Annotated in this window: 15 protein-coding genes and 1 pseudogene; 10 read left to right on the forward strand and 6 right to left on the reverse strand. The window is 63.5% G+C overall.

Annotation, left to right across the window (positions count from 1 at the left end; translation table 11 throughout):
- Positions 1 to 28 precede the first annotated feature (28 nt).
- Positions 29 to 412, reverse strand: a pseudogene (locus C265_RS10395) (LysR substrate-binding domain-containing protein); the annotation flags it as partial.
- A gap of 155 nt (positions 413 to 567) precedes the next feature.
- Positions 568 to 894 carry a hypothetical protein gene (locus tag C265_RS10400; protein ID WP_010810552.1) on the reverse strand — a complete coding sequence of 109 codons (327 nt, stop codon included), beginning with the start codon at positions 892 to 894 and terminating at the stop codon, positions 568 to 570.
- 294 nt (positions 895 to 1,188) lie between these two features.
- Here C265_RS10400 and C265_RS10405 point away from each other — a divergent pair, with 294 nt between their 5' ends.
- On the forward strand, positions 1,189 to 1,443 hold the full coding sequence (locus C265_RS10405) for a hypothetical protein (RefSeq protein ID WP_010810551.1): 255 nt from the start codon (positions 1,189 to 1,191) through the stop codon (positions 1,441 to 1,443).
- Position 1,444: 1 nt separating this feature from the next.
- Here the strand turns inward: C265_RS10405 and C265_RS10410 are convergent, their stop codons facing one another.
- From C265_RS10410 to C265_RS10420, 3 genes are all read right to left on the reverse strand, one after another.
- On the reverse strand, positions 1,445 to 1,861 hold the full coding sequence (locus C265_RS10410) for a TraR/DksA C4-type zinc finger protein (protein ID WP_010810550.1): 417 nt from the start codon (positions 1,859 to 1,861) through the stop codon (positions 1,445 to 1,447).
- 235 nt (positions 1,862 to 2,096) lie between these two features.
- Positions 2,097 to 2,429: a DUF883 family protein gene (locus tag C265_RS10415; RefSeq protein WP_010810549.1), complete on the reverse strand. Its 333-nt coding sequence runs from the start codon at positions 2,427 to 2,429 to the stop codon at positions 2,097 to 2,099.
- Positions 2,430 to 2,727: 298 nt separating this feature from the next.
- Positions 2,728 to 3,306, reverse strand: coding sequence for an elongation factor P (locus C265_RS10420; protein ID WP_010810548.1), 579 nt, complete (start codon positions 3,304 to 3,306; stop codon positions 2,728 to 2,730).
- A 295-nt stretch (positions 3,307 to 3,601) separates the two neighbouring features.
- On the opposite strand from C265_RS10420, the gene C265_RS33180 reads away from it, so the two are divergent.
- The 7 genes from C265_RS33180 to C265_RS10455 are packed head-to-tail and all read left to right on the forward strand — an operon-like array spanning position 3,602 to position 11,074.
- On the forward strand, positions 3,602 to 3,877 hold the full coding sequence (locus C265_RS33180) for a ribbon-helix-helix protein, CopG family (RefSeq protein WP_010810547.1): 276 nt from the start codon (positions 3,602 to 3,604) through the stop codon (positions 3,875 to 3,877).
- 3 nt (positions 3,878 to 3,880) lie between these two features.
- Positions 3,881 to 5,902 carry a hydrogenase 4 subunit B gene (gene hyfB / locus C265_RS10430; protein WP_010810546.1) on the forward strand — a complete coding sequence of 674 codons (2,022 nt, stop codon included), beginning with the start codon at positions 3,881 to 3,883 and terminating at the stop codon, positions 5,900 to 5,902.
- 10 nt (positions 5,903 to 5,912) lie between these two features.
- Positions 5,913 to 6,860 (forward strand): respiratory chain complex I subunit 1 family protein, encoded by a 948-nt coding sequence (locus C265_RS10435; RefSeq protein WP_010810545.1) that lies wholly within the window; start codon positions 5,913 to 5,915, stop codon positions 6,858 to 6,860.
- A gap of 19 nt (positions 6,861 to 6,879) precedes the next feature.
- A complete protein-coding gene (locus C265_RS10440) occupies positions 6,880 to 7,539 on the forward strand; it encodes a formate hydrogenlyase (protein ID WP_010810544.1) in 660 nt (219 codons plus the stop codon).
- 1 nt (position 7,540) lies between these two features.
- Positions 7,541 to 8,995 (forward strand): hydrogenase 4 subunit F, encoded by a 1,455-nt coding sequence (locus tag C265_RS10445; protein WP_010810543.1) that lies wholly within the window; start codon positions 7,541 to 7,543, stop codon positions 8,993 to 8,995.
- A 4-nt stretch (positions 8,996 to 8,999) separates the two neighbouring features.
- Complete coding sequence (locus C265_RS10450; RefSeq protein WP_010810542.1) at positions 9,000 to 10,550, forward strand: NADH-quinone oxidoreductase subunit C; 1,551 nt, start codon at positions 9,000 to 9,002, stop codon at positions 10,548 to 10,550.
- Positions 10,550 to 11,074, forward strand: coding sequence for an NADH-quinone oxidoreductase subunit B family protein (locus C265_RS10455; RefSeq protein ID WP_010810541.1), 525 nt, complete (start codon positions 10,550 to 10,552; stop codon positions 11,072 to 11,074). The genes C265_RS10450 and C265_RS10455 overlap by 1 nt, the downstream gene beginning before the upstream one ends.
- A 76-nt stretch (positions 11,075 to 11,150) precedes the next feature.
- Here C265_RS10455 and C265_RS10460 read toward each other — a convergent pair whose 3' ends face one another.
- Positions 11,151 to 11,354: a ribbon-helix-helix protein, CopG family gene (locus C265_RS10460; protein ID WP_010810540.1), complete on the reverse strand. Its 204-nt coding sequence runs from the start codon at positions 11,352 to 11,354 to the stop codon at positions 11,151 to 11,153.
- 146 nt (positions 11,355 to 11,500) lie between these two features.
- On the opposite strand from C265_RS10460, the gene C265_RS10465 reads away from it, so the two are divergent.
- Both C265_RS10465 and C265_RS10470 read left to right on the forward strand, forming a co-directional pair.
- On the forward strand, positions 11,501 to 11,773 hold the full coding sequence (locus C265_RS10465; protein ID WP_136227778.1) for an HPr family phosphocarrier protein: 273 nt from the start codon (positions 11,501 to 11,503) through the stop codon (positions 11,771 to 11,773).
- Between the two features lie 14 nt (positions 11,774 to 11,787).
- The gene (locus tag C265_RS10470; RefSeq protein WP_010810538.1) at positions 11,788 to 12,618 is read left to right on the forward strand and encodes a fused MFS/spermidine synthase; all 831 of its coding nucleotides are present in this window, start codon (positions 11,788 to 11,790) and stop codon (positions 12,616 to 12,618) included.
- The last annotated feature ends 11 nt before the right edge of the window (positions 12,619 to 12,629 follow it).

Consider the following 12,629-nt stretch of genomic DNA (forward strand, 5'->3'; position numbering starts at 1 on the left):
GCGCGTTCGGCGCGCAATCACTGTGTGCTCACGCTTTGGTGCCCAGACGCTCCTTCAGGAACTCGATAAAGCGCTGTGTCTTTGCCGGCAGCAAGCGTGTTTCGGTCAGCGCATAGACCGGCGTCGGCCTGGTCTGCCTGCCAGGCAATATCCGGCGCAGGCGGCCGGCCGCCACGTCCTCTGCCGCCACCTCCTCGGCCAGCAAGACCACGCCCAGGCCCAGCATTGCCAGGCGGCAGCATCTCCCCCGGTTGCTCGTGGGCGATCCGTGCTTCGTCCAGATGCGCTTGCAGCGCTCGTAGTAGAGCTGCCCGGCCTCGGTCAGCTCGACCTTGCGCATCGTGCGATGCAGCAGCCGCAGGCCAATGGCCTTCTCCAGCGCGCTGATCCGCCTGGAAAGCGCGTGTGCAGGAGGTGATTTTGGGTGCCCTGCAGGGCTGAGGGAGGCCGCCTATGCAGGCTGGGTGCAGGTGCAACCTGGCCTTGCCTGCGGCCTGAGATCGTGCGCGCCTTGACCGCGGCGCATGCAATCAGCCCCGGCTGGTTGGACCGGGGCTGTCAGATAAGTTAGTGCAGTTGGCGCTTCAGGTCAGCAAGTTCCGAATGCATCGAACTGACTGCATCCTTGACCTTTGCATCGAGACTGCCGGCCTGCTGGCAAGCGCGGTCTGCACGATCACCGATCCGTTCGAGATCATCGACCCACTGCCGGATCCGATCCTCATCCTTGGAAGACACGACCTTCGATGCCGATTTGCACTCCTTGTCGAGCTCATCCACCCAGTTCATCAAGTCTTGTGGAATCCCCGTATCGGCATGACAAGTCCGGGATGTCTCGCTGATGGTTTGCTGCAGATGACTAAAACGTTGCTGCATTTCACTGGCTTGCAACATGATGCCCCCTTCGTGAACACCAATTCACATGAGTTCAGGCAGCAGATGATTGTGTGTTGCCTGTGCCATTGTCATTCGCCCGCATCAGTTGGCTGCCAATGAAGCTCCATTGCCCAGCCTCGAAGCGCGCGAAGGCACTTTTTCAGTCTAGGTCAAATTCAACCGCACGCTCCGATGTGATCGCCGGGGTTCCGCGGCATTACTAGGCATTAGCCGCGCCTCGCTATATCTTGAATTCAAGACAGTCCGGCGCTCGGGCTGAGCTACGGACATCGTAAATTGCCGGAGGCTGAAATGCTGGAAAAAAAGCGGTCTTACAAGGGATTCCACGTTGCGCTCTTCGTGCCGGAGGTGATTGAGCCAGGCAAGCCAGGCGGGCGAGTCCAGATCTCCACGCGCAATGAGGACATGGGCATCCGCTTTACGCCGGACTGGCCCCACCCGCCCGCAACGCTGGAGGAGGCAGAGGAATGGCTTTTCGCCTACGCCGCCGGGATCATCGATTGTGAACTGGCGGGCGGCTTCGGCATTGATCTCAGGAACGAGTAAGTCAGTCCGGCGACGAAAGATCTGTGGAAGCCGGTCGGCGCGTCTCCTGCGCCTGGCGGGGATGGCGGTGTTCGTGGAGATTCTGGCATGCCGTGCAGCGCGTGGCGGTCGGGTACGCTTGCAGGCGGGCGAAACGGATCGCCTGCTGGCAGTCAATACAGACGCCATACTGGCCGCTCCTCATCCGTGACCGGGCTGCTTCAATGTCAGCCAGTTGCATGCGATAGTGTTTCAGCATCGCGTCGCCCTGGCGCTGCACAGTCTTTTCGTCCGCCACTTCACCATCATCAAGGTGTTCACGTTGTGTTGGCGCCACAACAGGCGAATCCGCGGTTCCGGCGACGGCACGAATGCGCAACTCCTCAGCGTCCATTTGGGCCACCAACTTCGCCAACTCTTCCTTTGTCAGCCCGTCCATGACTGGCCTCCTGGGTAAACATCCTGCGGGTCGCACGTAAGCAGACCGTCCAGCGTGGCGCGTCTGGGCAATCGCACCTGGCGGGCACAGTTGTTGTATTGCCGCTCAGATGTGTCGCCACTTAGATCGAGGCTCCCGCAAGGGGCTGTAGCCATTTGCCGGCATGGCAAAAAACACGTGCCCCTTGCGGGACCAGCACGGGTCACTGCCGTGCAGGTCCCTCAGTCACGAATACCTAACGGTGGCTGGCAGCCAGCGCGACGATAGCGCCTGTGGTAGCCGCGATGGCGGCCACAGTACCCATGCTTTGCCACGGATGCTCATGAACGTAGCGATCGGTCGTTGTCGCCCACTCGGAGACTTTGGCGCGGCTTTCTTCGCGCAGCGTAACGATGCGCTCCTGCAGCGCGCGCTGCCGGGCCTTGAGTGCATGGCGCTCAAGGCTGGTCCCTACGCCGGTTTCGGCTTTGACATCATGAAGAAGTGCCTGAACGTCGGCCATCAGCGTATCGACGTCGCGGGCCAATGCGTCCTTGCGCATAGAGAAATCAGATTGGATGTCGTTCATCTTGCCCTCCTGTTAGCGAAATCATCGCGGTGCGTCGCGCAGCACGATTGGCACTGTGTCAAATATAGGACTGGGCTGACAGCCCGGCATGACAAAGAACACGCTACGACGAAGCCGTCCGGAAGGAGGCAAGAGGACCGTAGAACCAAGGCGACGGAAGCATCGCCGCGCTTACGCGCCAAGCCTTTTGTCGCTGATGGCTATCAGGTGCCGAATGCGGTACTGCCGACGCTGCCGCCCCCGTCCCGCCGGAACTGTACGCGGCGCTGCGCATGCAGGGAGTCGCGCGGCACCGGAGTCACGCCTTTCGCGTCCCTCGCCTTATCCGCTCCAAATATTTTCCTGAAGCGACCTCGATTCGCACCGTGTCCCCTTCCTTGACGAACTGAGGAACGAGAACTTCCATGCCGTTCTCCAGCGTGGCAGCCTTGAAGGTAGAGGATTCATGCTCGTGCAGGCCCGGCGGCGTGGACATGATGGTTACCTCGACCGCAGGGGGGAATGCGATGGTGACTGGCTCGCCCTCATAAAGCTGCACCGGGATTCGCATATTGGGACGAAGAAACTTCTGGTATGCGCCCATGGTTTCCGCAGGAAAACTGATCTGCTCGAAGGTGTCGGGATTCATGAAGAAAAAGGCGTCACCATCGGTGTACAGATATTCCATCTCCTGGTGATCAAGCGCGACCTCTTCGAGCTTGTTGCCCGGGTGTAACCGCAACTCCTTGATGTGGCCAGTCTTAAGGCTCTTGAACTTGGCGAAAACTGCGCTCCCCTGTTGGCCGCCGCCGGCGTGGTACCCGGCGCTGGTAACGCTATGAAGTTCACCTTCAAGCATGATGACCATGCCCGACTTCAGTTCGGAAGCTTCGACCATTGGTGTCTCCGCGTGGGCGGCAGGATTTCGCCTTCAGCCTAGCACACGCGGAACGAGAAACTCGATGGCGCTGACCGCATTGGGAGAATTGCGCACCGGCGACAGCGGGATGCTGCAGCGCCGCATGCACTAGGCTGACAGCAGGAAACGCCAGCGACGAATGTGCGACGCCGTCCAGTGTATTTGCCCTGGTTGCAGCGAGTAAAGGAATGGCAGCGTCCAGGCCTTTTGATTCGCATGGCCATCATCTATGATGTGATTCATGTAATCATCGTATTGCCATCTTGAGGATCCCATGGAGCAAAAGACCGCTCGGCTTACGTTGCTCATCGATCCCAACAAGAAGGCCGCCTTCGAGCGCCTCTGCGCACAACAGGATCTGACTGCCTCGCAGGTGATACGGCGGCTTATCCGCGACTACCTGGCCCAGCATGGCGTCCAGTACGTGCCCAGCGGCGTAGGCACGGACAAGGCGGAAGCCAAGGGCAAAGAGAGGCCACCGGTCGGCGCGTCGTCGCGGCGCGACGCGGCACCTCCTGCCAAGCGCCGTACGACCCGTCGTGGAGCCTGATCCATGAGCACCGTGCCCCCTCTCACGCAATGGCTCCATCTCGACTGGATGCTTGTTGTGGTTGGGGCCTGGCTGCTTATCGGCGTGGCAGGGGTCCTGGCGCTGCATCGGTTTGCCCTGGTATCCCACGTGCTGTTCCCCATCGGGGGACTGCTAGGGCTTGCGCTGTTCAGCCTGGCGCTGCACGCTGTGTCCGGCACGCCCGAGGCAGCCGTGCTGCCCATTGGCCTGCCATCGCTGCCGTTCCACGTCCGGCTCGACAGCCTGTCCGCCTACTTCCTGATGGTAATGGGGGGAGCGGCGGCTGGCATCTCCACGTTTGCGGCTGGCTACTTCCGCACGGGCGAAGGTACGCCGCCAGGCCTGCTTTGTCTTGAATACCACCTGTTTCTTGCCAGCATGGCCGGGGTGATCCTGGCCGACGACGCCTACTCGTTCATGGTGATGTGGGAAACCATGGCGCTGGCTTCATTCTTCCTGGTGACCGCCAACCACCGCATCGCCGAAGTGCGCGCCGCCGGCTATCTCTACATCACGATGGCGCGCATCGGGGCGATTGCGATTCTGCTGTGCTTTGGCGTGCTGCAGGCCAATACCGGCGACTATACGTTTGCCAACATGCGCGCCCAGGCGCTGACGCCGTTCTGGGCCTCCGCCGGTTTCCTGCTCGCGTTGTTCGGATTCGGCGCCAAGGCCGGCATCCTGCCTCTGCACATCTGGCTGCCGGAGGCGCATCCGGCCGCGCCGTCACCGGTATCGGCAATGATGAGCGGCGTCATGCTCAACACTGCCATCTACGGCCTGTTGCGCGTATCTTTCGACCTGCTGCCGATGCGCCTGTGGTGGTGGGGCGGATTGCTGCTGGCGATTGGATTGGCCACCGCGCTGTTCGGCGTGGTCTTCGCAGCTGTTCAGACCGACATGAAGCGGCTGCTGGCTTATTCGTCGATCGAGAACATGGGCCTGCTCTTCGTTGCCATGGGGCTGACACTGCTGTTCTCGGCCTACGGCATGAAGCCGATGGCCGCCCTCGCCCTGACGGCCGCGCTCTACCATGTCGCCAGCCATGCATTCTTCAAAAGCCTGCTTTTTCTGGGAACCGGTAGCGTGCTGCATGCCACCACCGAGAGAAGCCTGGGCAAGCTAGGCGGACTGATTCGCTACATGCCATGGGTGGGCTGGCTGACACTGCTGGGCGTGCTGGCCAGCGCCGGGCTGCCGCCGCTTGGCGGTTTCGTCTCGGAGTGGCTGCTGCTGCAGAGCTTCCTGTTCACGCCTGGTCTGCCGGAACCGATACTGACCATGCTGATCCCGGTGGTCGCCGCGCTGATTGCGCTGGTGGCGGCACTGGCCGGTTACACCATGGTCAAGTTCTTCGGCGTGATCTTCCTCGGCCAGCCCCGTGAGCCCAGACTGGTCAACGCGCACGACGCCGGCCGTTGGGAGCGCGCGGGCATGCTGTGGCTGGCGCTGGGCTGCATCGCGCTTGGCCTGCTGCCGACGCAATTCGTCCAGTTGATCGATCCGGTGACGCAGCAACTGGTGGCGAGCGGACTCGGCGCCCGGACCGCGGCCAGCAGCTGGCTGCTGGCGCCGAATGGCCTGGCCCAGGCCAGCTACGGGCCGGTTATTTTCCTGTCAGGCATCCTGGCCAGCGTTGCGCTCGCCTACCTGCTGGTGCGCCGCTTGTACCACGGTCGGCTTCGCCGCAGCCCGCCCTGGGCTTGCGGCTTTCCCTGGGGCACCGCGCGCATGCAGGACACTGCCGAGGGGTTCGGGCAGCCGATCCGCCAGATCTTTGAGCCGTTTTTCCTGATGCGCCGCGACCTGCCGACGCCATTCGATGAGCAGCCGCACTACCGGGTCACAGTGGCGGATCATTTTTGGCGCTGGATGTATGTCCCCGTGATCGATCTGGCGTCGTACCTGGCCCGGCTGATCGGCCTGATGCAACAGGGACGCATCTCGGTTTACCTGCTGTACAGCTTCCTGACCCTGGCCGCCACGCTGCTGGCCGTGATGTGAAGAGGGCCGCATGAACCTGACCGGGATCCTGTCACAGCTGCTTGAGATCGTGATTTCGATCGCGCTGGCGCCGCTGCTGACCGGCTGGGTCAATCAGTGGCGGGCCTGGCTGCAGAACAAGTCGGCACCCAGCCTCTGGCAGCCCTATCGCATGCTGCACAAGCTGTTCAACAAGGACTCGGTGGTCGCGGACAATGCCTCGCCGCTGTTCCGCGCCACGCCTTACGTGGTGTTCGGCTGCATGGCGCTGGCTTGCTCGATCGTCCCGACCGTGTCCACCGATCTGCCACTGGCACCGGCCGCCGACGCGATTGCCCTGGTCGGCCTGTTCGCGCTGGCGCGGGTTTTCATCTCGCTGGCGGCGATGGACGTCGGCACCGCTTTCGGGACCCTGGGAGCGCGGCGCGAGATGCTGATCGGCTTCCTGGCGGAACCGGCGCTGCTGATGGTGCTGTTCTCCGCCTCGCTGGTCTCCAAGTCGACCTCGCTCACCACCATCGTCGAGACGATTGCTCACCGGGACCTGGCCATCTATCCCGGCCTGGCGTTTGCCGGCGTGGCGTTCACCATGGTATCCCTGGCCGAGAACGCCCGCATACCGGTCGACAATCCCGCCACCCACCTCGAGCTGACGATGATCCACGAGGCGCTGATCCTGGAATATTCGGGGCGGCATCTGGCCCTCCTTGAGTGGGCGGCAAGCCTGAAGCTGTTCGCCTATTCCTGCATCGGCCTGGCGCTGTTTTTCCCATGGGGCGTTGCAGAAGCGCAAGCTCCCCTGGCCATGCTGCTGGCGCTGCCCGCGCTGCTGTTCAAGCTCATGGTGGGCGGGATCCTGCTGGCGGCGCTGGAGACGGCGAGCGCCAAGATGCGCATCTTCCGCGTGCCGGAGTTCCTGGCCACCGCCTTTCTGCTGGCGGTGATCGGCATGCTGGTCCACTTGCTGCTGGCACGCTGAACCCCCGGAGGCCAGTCCAGTGACCGTACTCCTCACCCAGTTTGTCAACCTGCTCGGCGCGGTGCTGTTGATCCTCGCCTTCGCCATGATCTCGCAACGACGGATCCTGTCGCTGATCAACTTGTTCACGCTGCAGGGTGCGACCCTGGCCTTGGCCACGGCTATCGTCGGCTACGTGACGGGCCAGCCGCACCTCTACCTGTCGGCCGGCCTGACCGCGATCCTCAAGGCGTTGCTCATCCCTTATCTGCTGCACCGCGTGATCGATCGTCTCCGGATCCGCAGGGACGTCGAGACGCTGATCAACATTCCCACCACGATGCTGATCGGCATCCTGGTCGTGATCTTCGCCTTCAACCTCACCATGCCGATCTCGCGGCTGTCGCTGAAGCTCGCCAGCGGCACGCTGGGCATTGCGCTGGCCTGCGTGCTGCTGTCCTTCCTGATGATGATCACGCGCTCCAAGGCGGTGCCGCAGGTCATCGGCTTCCTGGCGATGGAGAACGGCCTCTTCTTTGCGGCCACCGCCGCGACCTATGGCATGCCGATGGTGGTCGAGCTGGGCATCGCGCTGGATGTGCTGATCGGCGTGCTGATCCTGGGCGTGTTCATGTTCCAGATCCGCGAGCAGTTCGACAGCCTGGACATCCGTCACCTTGAGAAGCTGAAGGAGGATTGAGTTGACCGCGCTGGCCTTTCTGCTTGGATTTCCGCTTGCCGGCGGGCTGGTGCTGGCGCTGACGGGACATCGCGAGCGCGCCCGCGACATCAATGTCGCCTTCAGCCTGGGCACATTCCTCGCCGCCTGCGTGCTGACGGCGCAAATCGTCGCCGATGGTCCCATGCTGGCATGGGACCGGGAGTTCTACATCGATGCCCTGAACGTCTTCCTGGTTGCGCTGACCGCGTTCGTGGGGCTGACCACCTCGATTTTTTCGCGGCCGTACATGCGGGTGGAGCACGACCACGGCAAGATGACGCCGCCGCGGCTGCGTCTGTACCACAGCATGTACCAGCTCTTCACCTTCACCATGCTGCTGGCGCTGACGACCAACAATATGGGTATCGTGTGGGTTGCGATGGAGGCCGCCACGCTGACCACGGTGCTGCTGGTCAGCGTCTACCGCACCGCCGCGAGCCTCGAGGCCGCCTGGAAGTACTTCATCCTGTGCGGGGTGGGGATTGCCCAGGCGCTGTTCGGTACGGTGCTGCTGTACATGGCCGCCGAGCAGGTCATCGGCCCGGAGGGCGGGGCCCTGCTGTGGACCAACCTGGACGCGGTCAAGCGCCAGCTCGATCCCAACATCATCACGCTGGCGTTTGCCTTCCTGTTTATCGGCTATGGCACCAAGGTCGGCCTGGTCCCACTGCACAACTGGCTGCCCGATGCCCACGCCGAGGGGCCAACCCCGGTATCCGCCGTGCTCTCCGGCCTGCTGCTCAATGTGGCGCTCTATGCCGTGCTGCGCTGCAAGGTGCTGACCGATGCGGCGCTTGGCAACCATCTGACCGGCCGCCTGATGATGGGGTTCGGCCTGCTATCGGTGGTCGCGGCTGTCTTCTTCCTGATCCGGCAACGCGACATCAAGCGCATGTTCGCGTATTCGTCCATCGAGCACATGGGCATGATGACCTTCGCCTTCGGCATGGGCGGGCCGATCGCCAGCTATGCCGGCCTGCTGCACATGACGGTGCATTCGCTGGTCAAGTCAGCGATCTTCTTCGCCGTCGGCCACGCCGCGCAGAAGGCGGGCACGCAAGTCATGGACGATATTCGCGGGTTGATCCGTGTCAGTCCCACGGTCGGCTGGGGCCTGATGGTAGGAGTGCTCGCCATCCTGGGCATGCCCCCGTTCGGGGTCTTTGCCAGCGAGTTCCTGATCGTCACCACCGCCATGCGCGAACAGCCGTGGGCCACGCCCTTCCTGCTGTTGGCACTTGGGCTGGCGTTCGCCGCGGTGTTCAGCCGGGTGCAGCCGATGGTCTTCGGCGACACCACGCTCATGCCGCTGGCGCATCCGCCAGCGCTGGTCCCGGTGTTCACGCACCTCGCCCTGGGGCTGATGCTGGGCCTCTATGTTCCGCCCTATCTCGACACCTGGTACCGGCAGGCAGCCGCAATGCTTGGGAGCTGAACCGATGACTCTGTCCGATCCCGGCCTCAACCTGGAGCGGTTGCCCGCGCCGCTGCCAGTCTGGCATGGCCGGGTCGATCCAGACGGCTGGTCGGTCACGGCCCGCGCGGTGGCGGACGCTGGCGGGCGCCTCGTTGCGCTGTGGGGCGTTGATCGGAGTGCCATCGGCGGCACGTTGACGGCATGCGTCACATACGCCGCGGCGCGGGGGCTGATGTGGCTCGAACTGCGACTGGATGGCGTCGCGCCCGCCGTGCCGGACCTGGCCGGCGTATTCCCATGCGCGGGCCGGATGCAACGTGCCATGACCGACCTGGTGGGTATCCCCGTGCAGGACAGCCGCGATGGCCGGCCCTGGCTGGACCACGGCCTGTGGCCGGCAGGGGCGCGGCCGCTGCAAGGCGGCGCGCCGGCGGGTGCGGCCACCGGCGGCATATTGCCTGCCAACTATCCTTTCGTGCGCGTGGAGGGCGACGGCGTGCACGAGATCGCGGTCGGGCCGGTGCATGCCGGCATCATCGAACCCGGCCACTTCCGCTTTTCGGTGGTCGGCGAGAAGGTGCTGCGGCTGGAGGAACACCTGGGCTACACCCACAAGGGCATCGAGCGGCGTTTCACCGAACTGGCGCCGCCCGAGGGCTACCGGTTGGCCGGCCGGGTCTCGGGCGATTCCACCGTGGCCTATGCCTGGGCCTATTGCATGGCGCTGGAGTCCGCCTGGCGCTGCGCGCCTCCACCGCGGGCGGACTGGCTGCGCGCCCTGATGCTCGAGCGTGAGCGGGTGGCCAATCACCTGGGTGACCTGGGGGCGCTGGGCAATGACGCGGGGCTGGCCTTCGGCCTGGCGCAATTCTCGCGCCTGCGCGAAGACTGGCAGCGGTTGTCCGCAGAGGCTTTCGGTCACCGGCTGATGATGGACGCCGTGGTACCGGGCGGCGTTGCGCAAGACCTGGCACCAGCCATGGCTGAGCGCCTGGAACAGCAGTGCGGTCACATCGAGCGGGAAGTACGCGTGCTGCGTGCGGTGTACGACGAACATGCGGGCCTGCAGGACCGATTTCTTGGAGCAGGCTGCGTCACGCCGCAGCTTGCCGCCCGGCTTGGGCTTACCGGCCTGGCCGGACGTGCCAGCGGTTGCGCCGCGGACCTGCGCTGCGACCATGCCTGGCGGCCCTACGATAGCGTCGCCGTGAAGATGGCCACGCACCGCGGCGGCGATGTCGCCGCCCGGGTGGCGGTGCGCTTCGATGAGGTGCTGGAGTCGCTGCGACTGATCCGTGCCATCTGTGCAGGCCTGCCGGAGGGTGCCACGCGAATCGTTCCGCAAGCGCCCGCCGGCGCCGCCATCGGGGTCGGATGGGTGGAGGGCTGGCGTGGCGAAGTCCTGGTCGCGCTCGACCTTGCCGATGACAGCCGCATTCTGCGCTGCCATTGCCACGACCCGTCGTGGCAGAACTGGCCGGTGCTGGAGCATGCCATCATCGGGAACATCGTGCCGGACTTTCCGCTGATCAACAAATCCTTCAACCTCAGCTATTCGGGGCACGATCTCTGATGTGGAAAATCCTCAGGCAGATCGCACATACCGGCATCGTTACTGAGCCTGCTCCGCGCGGCGCGGCGGACGAGGCCGCCTCCATCCAGCGCATCCACCGGGAGCTGCTCGACATTCTCGGGCAGGCGCTGACGATCCGGCAGGTCGACGCAGGCTCCTGCAATGGCTGCGAACTGGAAATCCACGCACTCGGCAATCCTTACTACAACATCGAAGGCCTGGGCATCAAGTTCGTCGCAAGCCCGCGCCATGCCGACATGCTCCTGGTGACGGGACCCGTTTCGCGTCATATGGAAGAGGCCCTGCTGCGCACCTATGCGGCAACCCCGGAGCCGAAACTGGTGGTGGCGATAGGCGACTGTGGCTGTACTGGCGGGATCTTCGGGGAGAGCTATGCGAGCTGCGGCCGCGTCGCCAATGTCATCCCGGTAGACATAACGGTGCCGGGCTGTCCACCACCGCCGATAGAGATCCTGCGCGCAATACTAAGCGCCGTCCGGCAGACCGGTGCCACAAGACGCTAGTGATCCGGCCCTGGCAACAGCGGTGTGCACCTGAGGTGTGCACCTGAGCGTGGGCACCGGCTGGCCCCTTCCTGCATCACCCGCGTTCCTTCGCCACTGACCTTGGCGCTCCAAGCGTCGGCCGGGTGGCGTAGTCCACCTCGTACTGCTGCAAATAGTCGCGAATCATCTGGCGAACGACTTGGGATGGCGTCTGGTCCTGGGCGGCGCAGAGCGCCTCAAAGGCCTTTTTCTTCTCCGGATCGATCAATACGGTCAGGCGGGCAGTCTTGGATTCCATGCGTCTAACAATGTCATCATATAATAATGGAATTATAATAGTATACATCTCCAAGATGCGCCGGCATGCCTTAGTAGATGCTGGCAGGGCGCGCGGTCCCGCGCAAACGAGTCTTCAGGGGGCACAACTTTTTGATGAGGGGCGCAGTGGTAGAAGTGACGATAGCGGTAACTGCCGGGAATGCATTTCAAGGGCGGAATTCCGCACGGCTGGCTTTCACGGCCAATCAATTTGAGTGCGAGATCCTGCTTACCAGTGGCCCCTGGGTTGCAAACGCCAAGCGCGTGATGGAGGTCATGCGCCTGTCCGCCCGGGTGGGAACGCACATCCGCATCCAGGCGGACGGAGCGGACGAAGCCGCCGCTGTCGTCACCATCGCGGCATTGTTGCGGGGAGAGGCGCTTCCCAAGGCGCTTTGATGGAATCCTGAGCTATGCATGCCGACCGCACCTCGTTCGACGCCTACCTGAAGTTCCTTGCCGAGGCGAGCCACGACGGTACGCCCAAGGTGTTGGAAACCCAGCACGCCCTGTCCCTGCATTTCGACGCGCTCGCCACCCAGAGCTTCATGTCGCGCAAGGATCCCGACAAGCTCGTGCTGGGCTATACCCGGACGATGATGGGATTCCTGTTGTTGCACCCAGTCCCGGCCAGGATCTCAATGATCGGCCTGGGTGGCGGTTCGCTTGCCAAGTACTGCTACCGGCATCTGCCCAACACCAAGATCGTGGCAATTGAAATTAATCCGGCGGTCATCGCCCTGCGCGAGCAATTCCAGATCCCGCCGGACGACGAACGACTTGAGGTGGTTTGCGCAGATGGCGCCGACTATGTTGCGAACCAGGATGCGCGACCGGACGTGATCCTGGTGGACGGGTTTCTGGCCGATGGCATGCCGGTGCAGCTGGGGACGGCAGACTTCTATGCCGCCTGTCATGCCCGCCTGGCCGATACCGGCGTGCTGGTCGCGAATTTTCTCGAAAGCGATCCCGATATCCCGCTTTACCTGGAGGAAGTCAGCACCGCGTTCGGCCAGTCGATGTCGATTTCTCTTTCCGAAGACAGTTCCAACTACACGCTGTTTGCCTGGAAGGGGGCGCACAAGCTGCCCTCCCTGGACGCGCTGATTGCACGAGCGCGCATCCTGGAAACCGCGCATTCGCTAAGCCTGACCGCGGCCGCTCGCCGCCTGAAACGCGGCGAGCGCCTTGCGTCGGATCGTGCGGCCTGGCCGAAGCTGGCAAGACCGCAGCTCCGGTATTGACACCGCCCTCC

Source organism: Cupriavidus sp. GA3-3 (assembly GCF_000389805.1).
In the GTDB taxonomy this organism is placed as follows: Bacteria; Pseudomonadota; Gammaproteobacteria; order Burkholderiales; family Burkholderiaceae; genus Cupriavidus; species Cupriavidus necator_D.

Excerpts from the sequence above, each read along its gene's own strand:
- C265_RS10470 (WP_010810538.1), top strand. The coding sequence starts at position 11,788 with ATGCATGCCGACCGCACCTCGTTCGACGCCTACCTGAAGTTCCTTGCC.
- C265_RS10460 (WP_010810540.1), bottom strand. The coding sequence starts at position 11,354 with ATGGAATCCAAGACTGCCCGCCTGACCGTATTGATCGATCCGGAGAAG.
- C265_RS10455 (WP_010810541.1), top strand. The coding sequence starts at position 10,550 with ATGTGGAAAATCCTCAGGCAGATCGCACATACCGGCATCGTTACTGAG.
- C265_RS10435 (WP_010810545.1), top strand. The coding sequence starts at position 5,913 with ATGAACCTGACCGGGATCCTGTCACAGCTGCTTGAGATCGTGATTTCG.
- C265_RS10410 (WP_010810550.1), bottom strand. The coding sequence starts at position 1,861 with ATGGACGGGCTGACAAAGGAAGAGTTGGCGAAGTTGGTGGCCCAAATG.
- C265_RS33180 (WP_010810547.1), top strand. The coding sequence starts at position 3,602 with ATGGAGCAAAAGACCGCTCGGCTTACGTTGCTCATCGATCCCAACAAG.
- C265_RS10415 (WP_010810549.1), bottom strand. The coding sequence starts at position 2,429 with ATGAACGACATCCAATCTGATTTCTCTATGCGCAAGGACGCATTGGCC.
- C265_RS10400 (WP_010810552.1), bottom strand. The coding sequence starts at position 894 with ATGTTGCAAGCCAGTGAAATGCAGCAACGTTTTAGTCATCTGCAGCAA.
- C265_RS10450 (WP_010810542.1), top strand. The coding sequence starts at position 9,000 with ATGACTCTGTCCGATCCCGGCCTCAACCTGGAGCGGTTGCCCGCGCCG.
- hyfB (WP_010810546.1), top strand. The coding sequence starts at position 3,881 with ATGAGCACCGTGCCCCCTCTCACGCAATGGCTCCATCTCGACTGGATG.
- C265_RS10405 (WP_010810551.1), top strand. The coding sequence starts at position 1,189 with ATGCTGGAAAAAAAGCGGTCTTACAAGGGATTCCACGTTGCGCTCTTC.
- C265_RS10420 (WP_010810548.1), bottom strand. The coding sequence starts at position 3,306 with ATGGTCGAAGCTTCCGAACTGAAGTCGGGCATGGTCATCATGCTTGAA.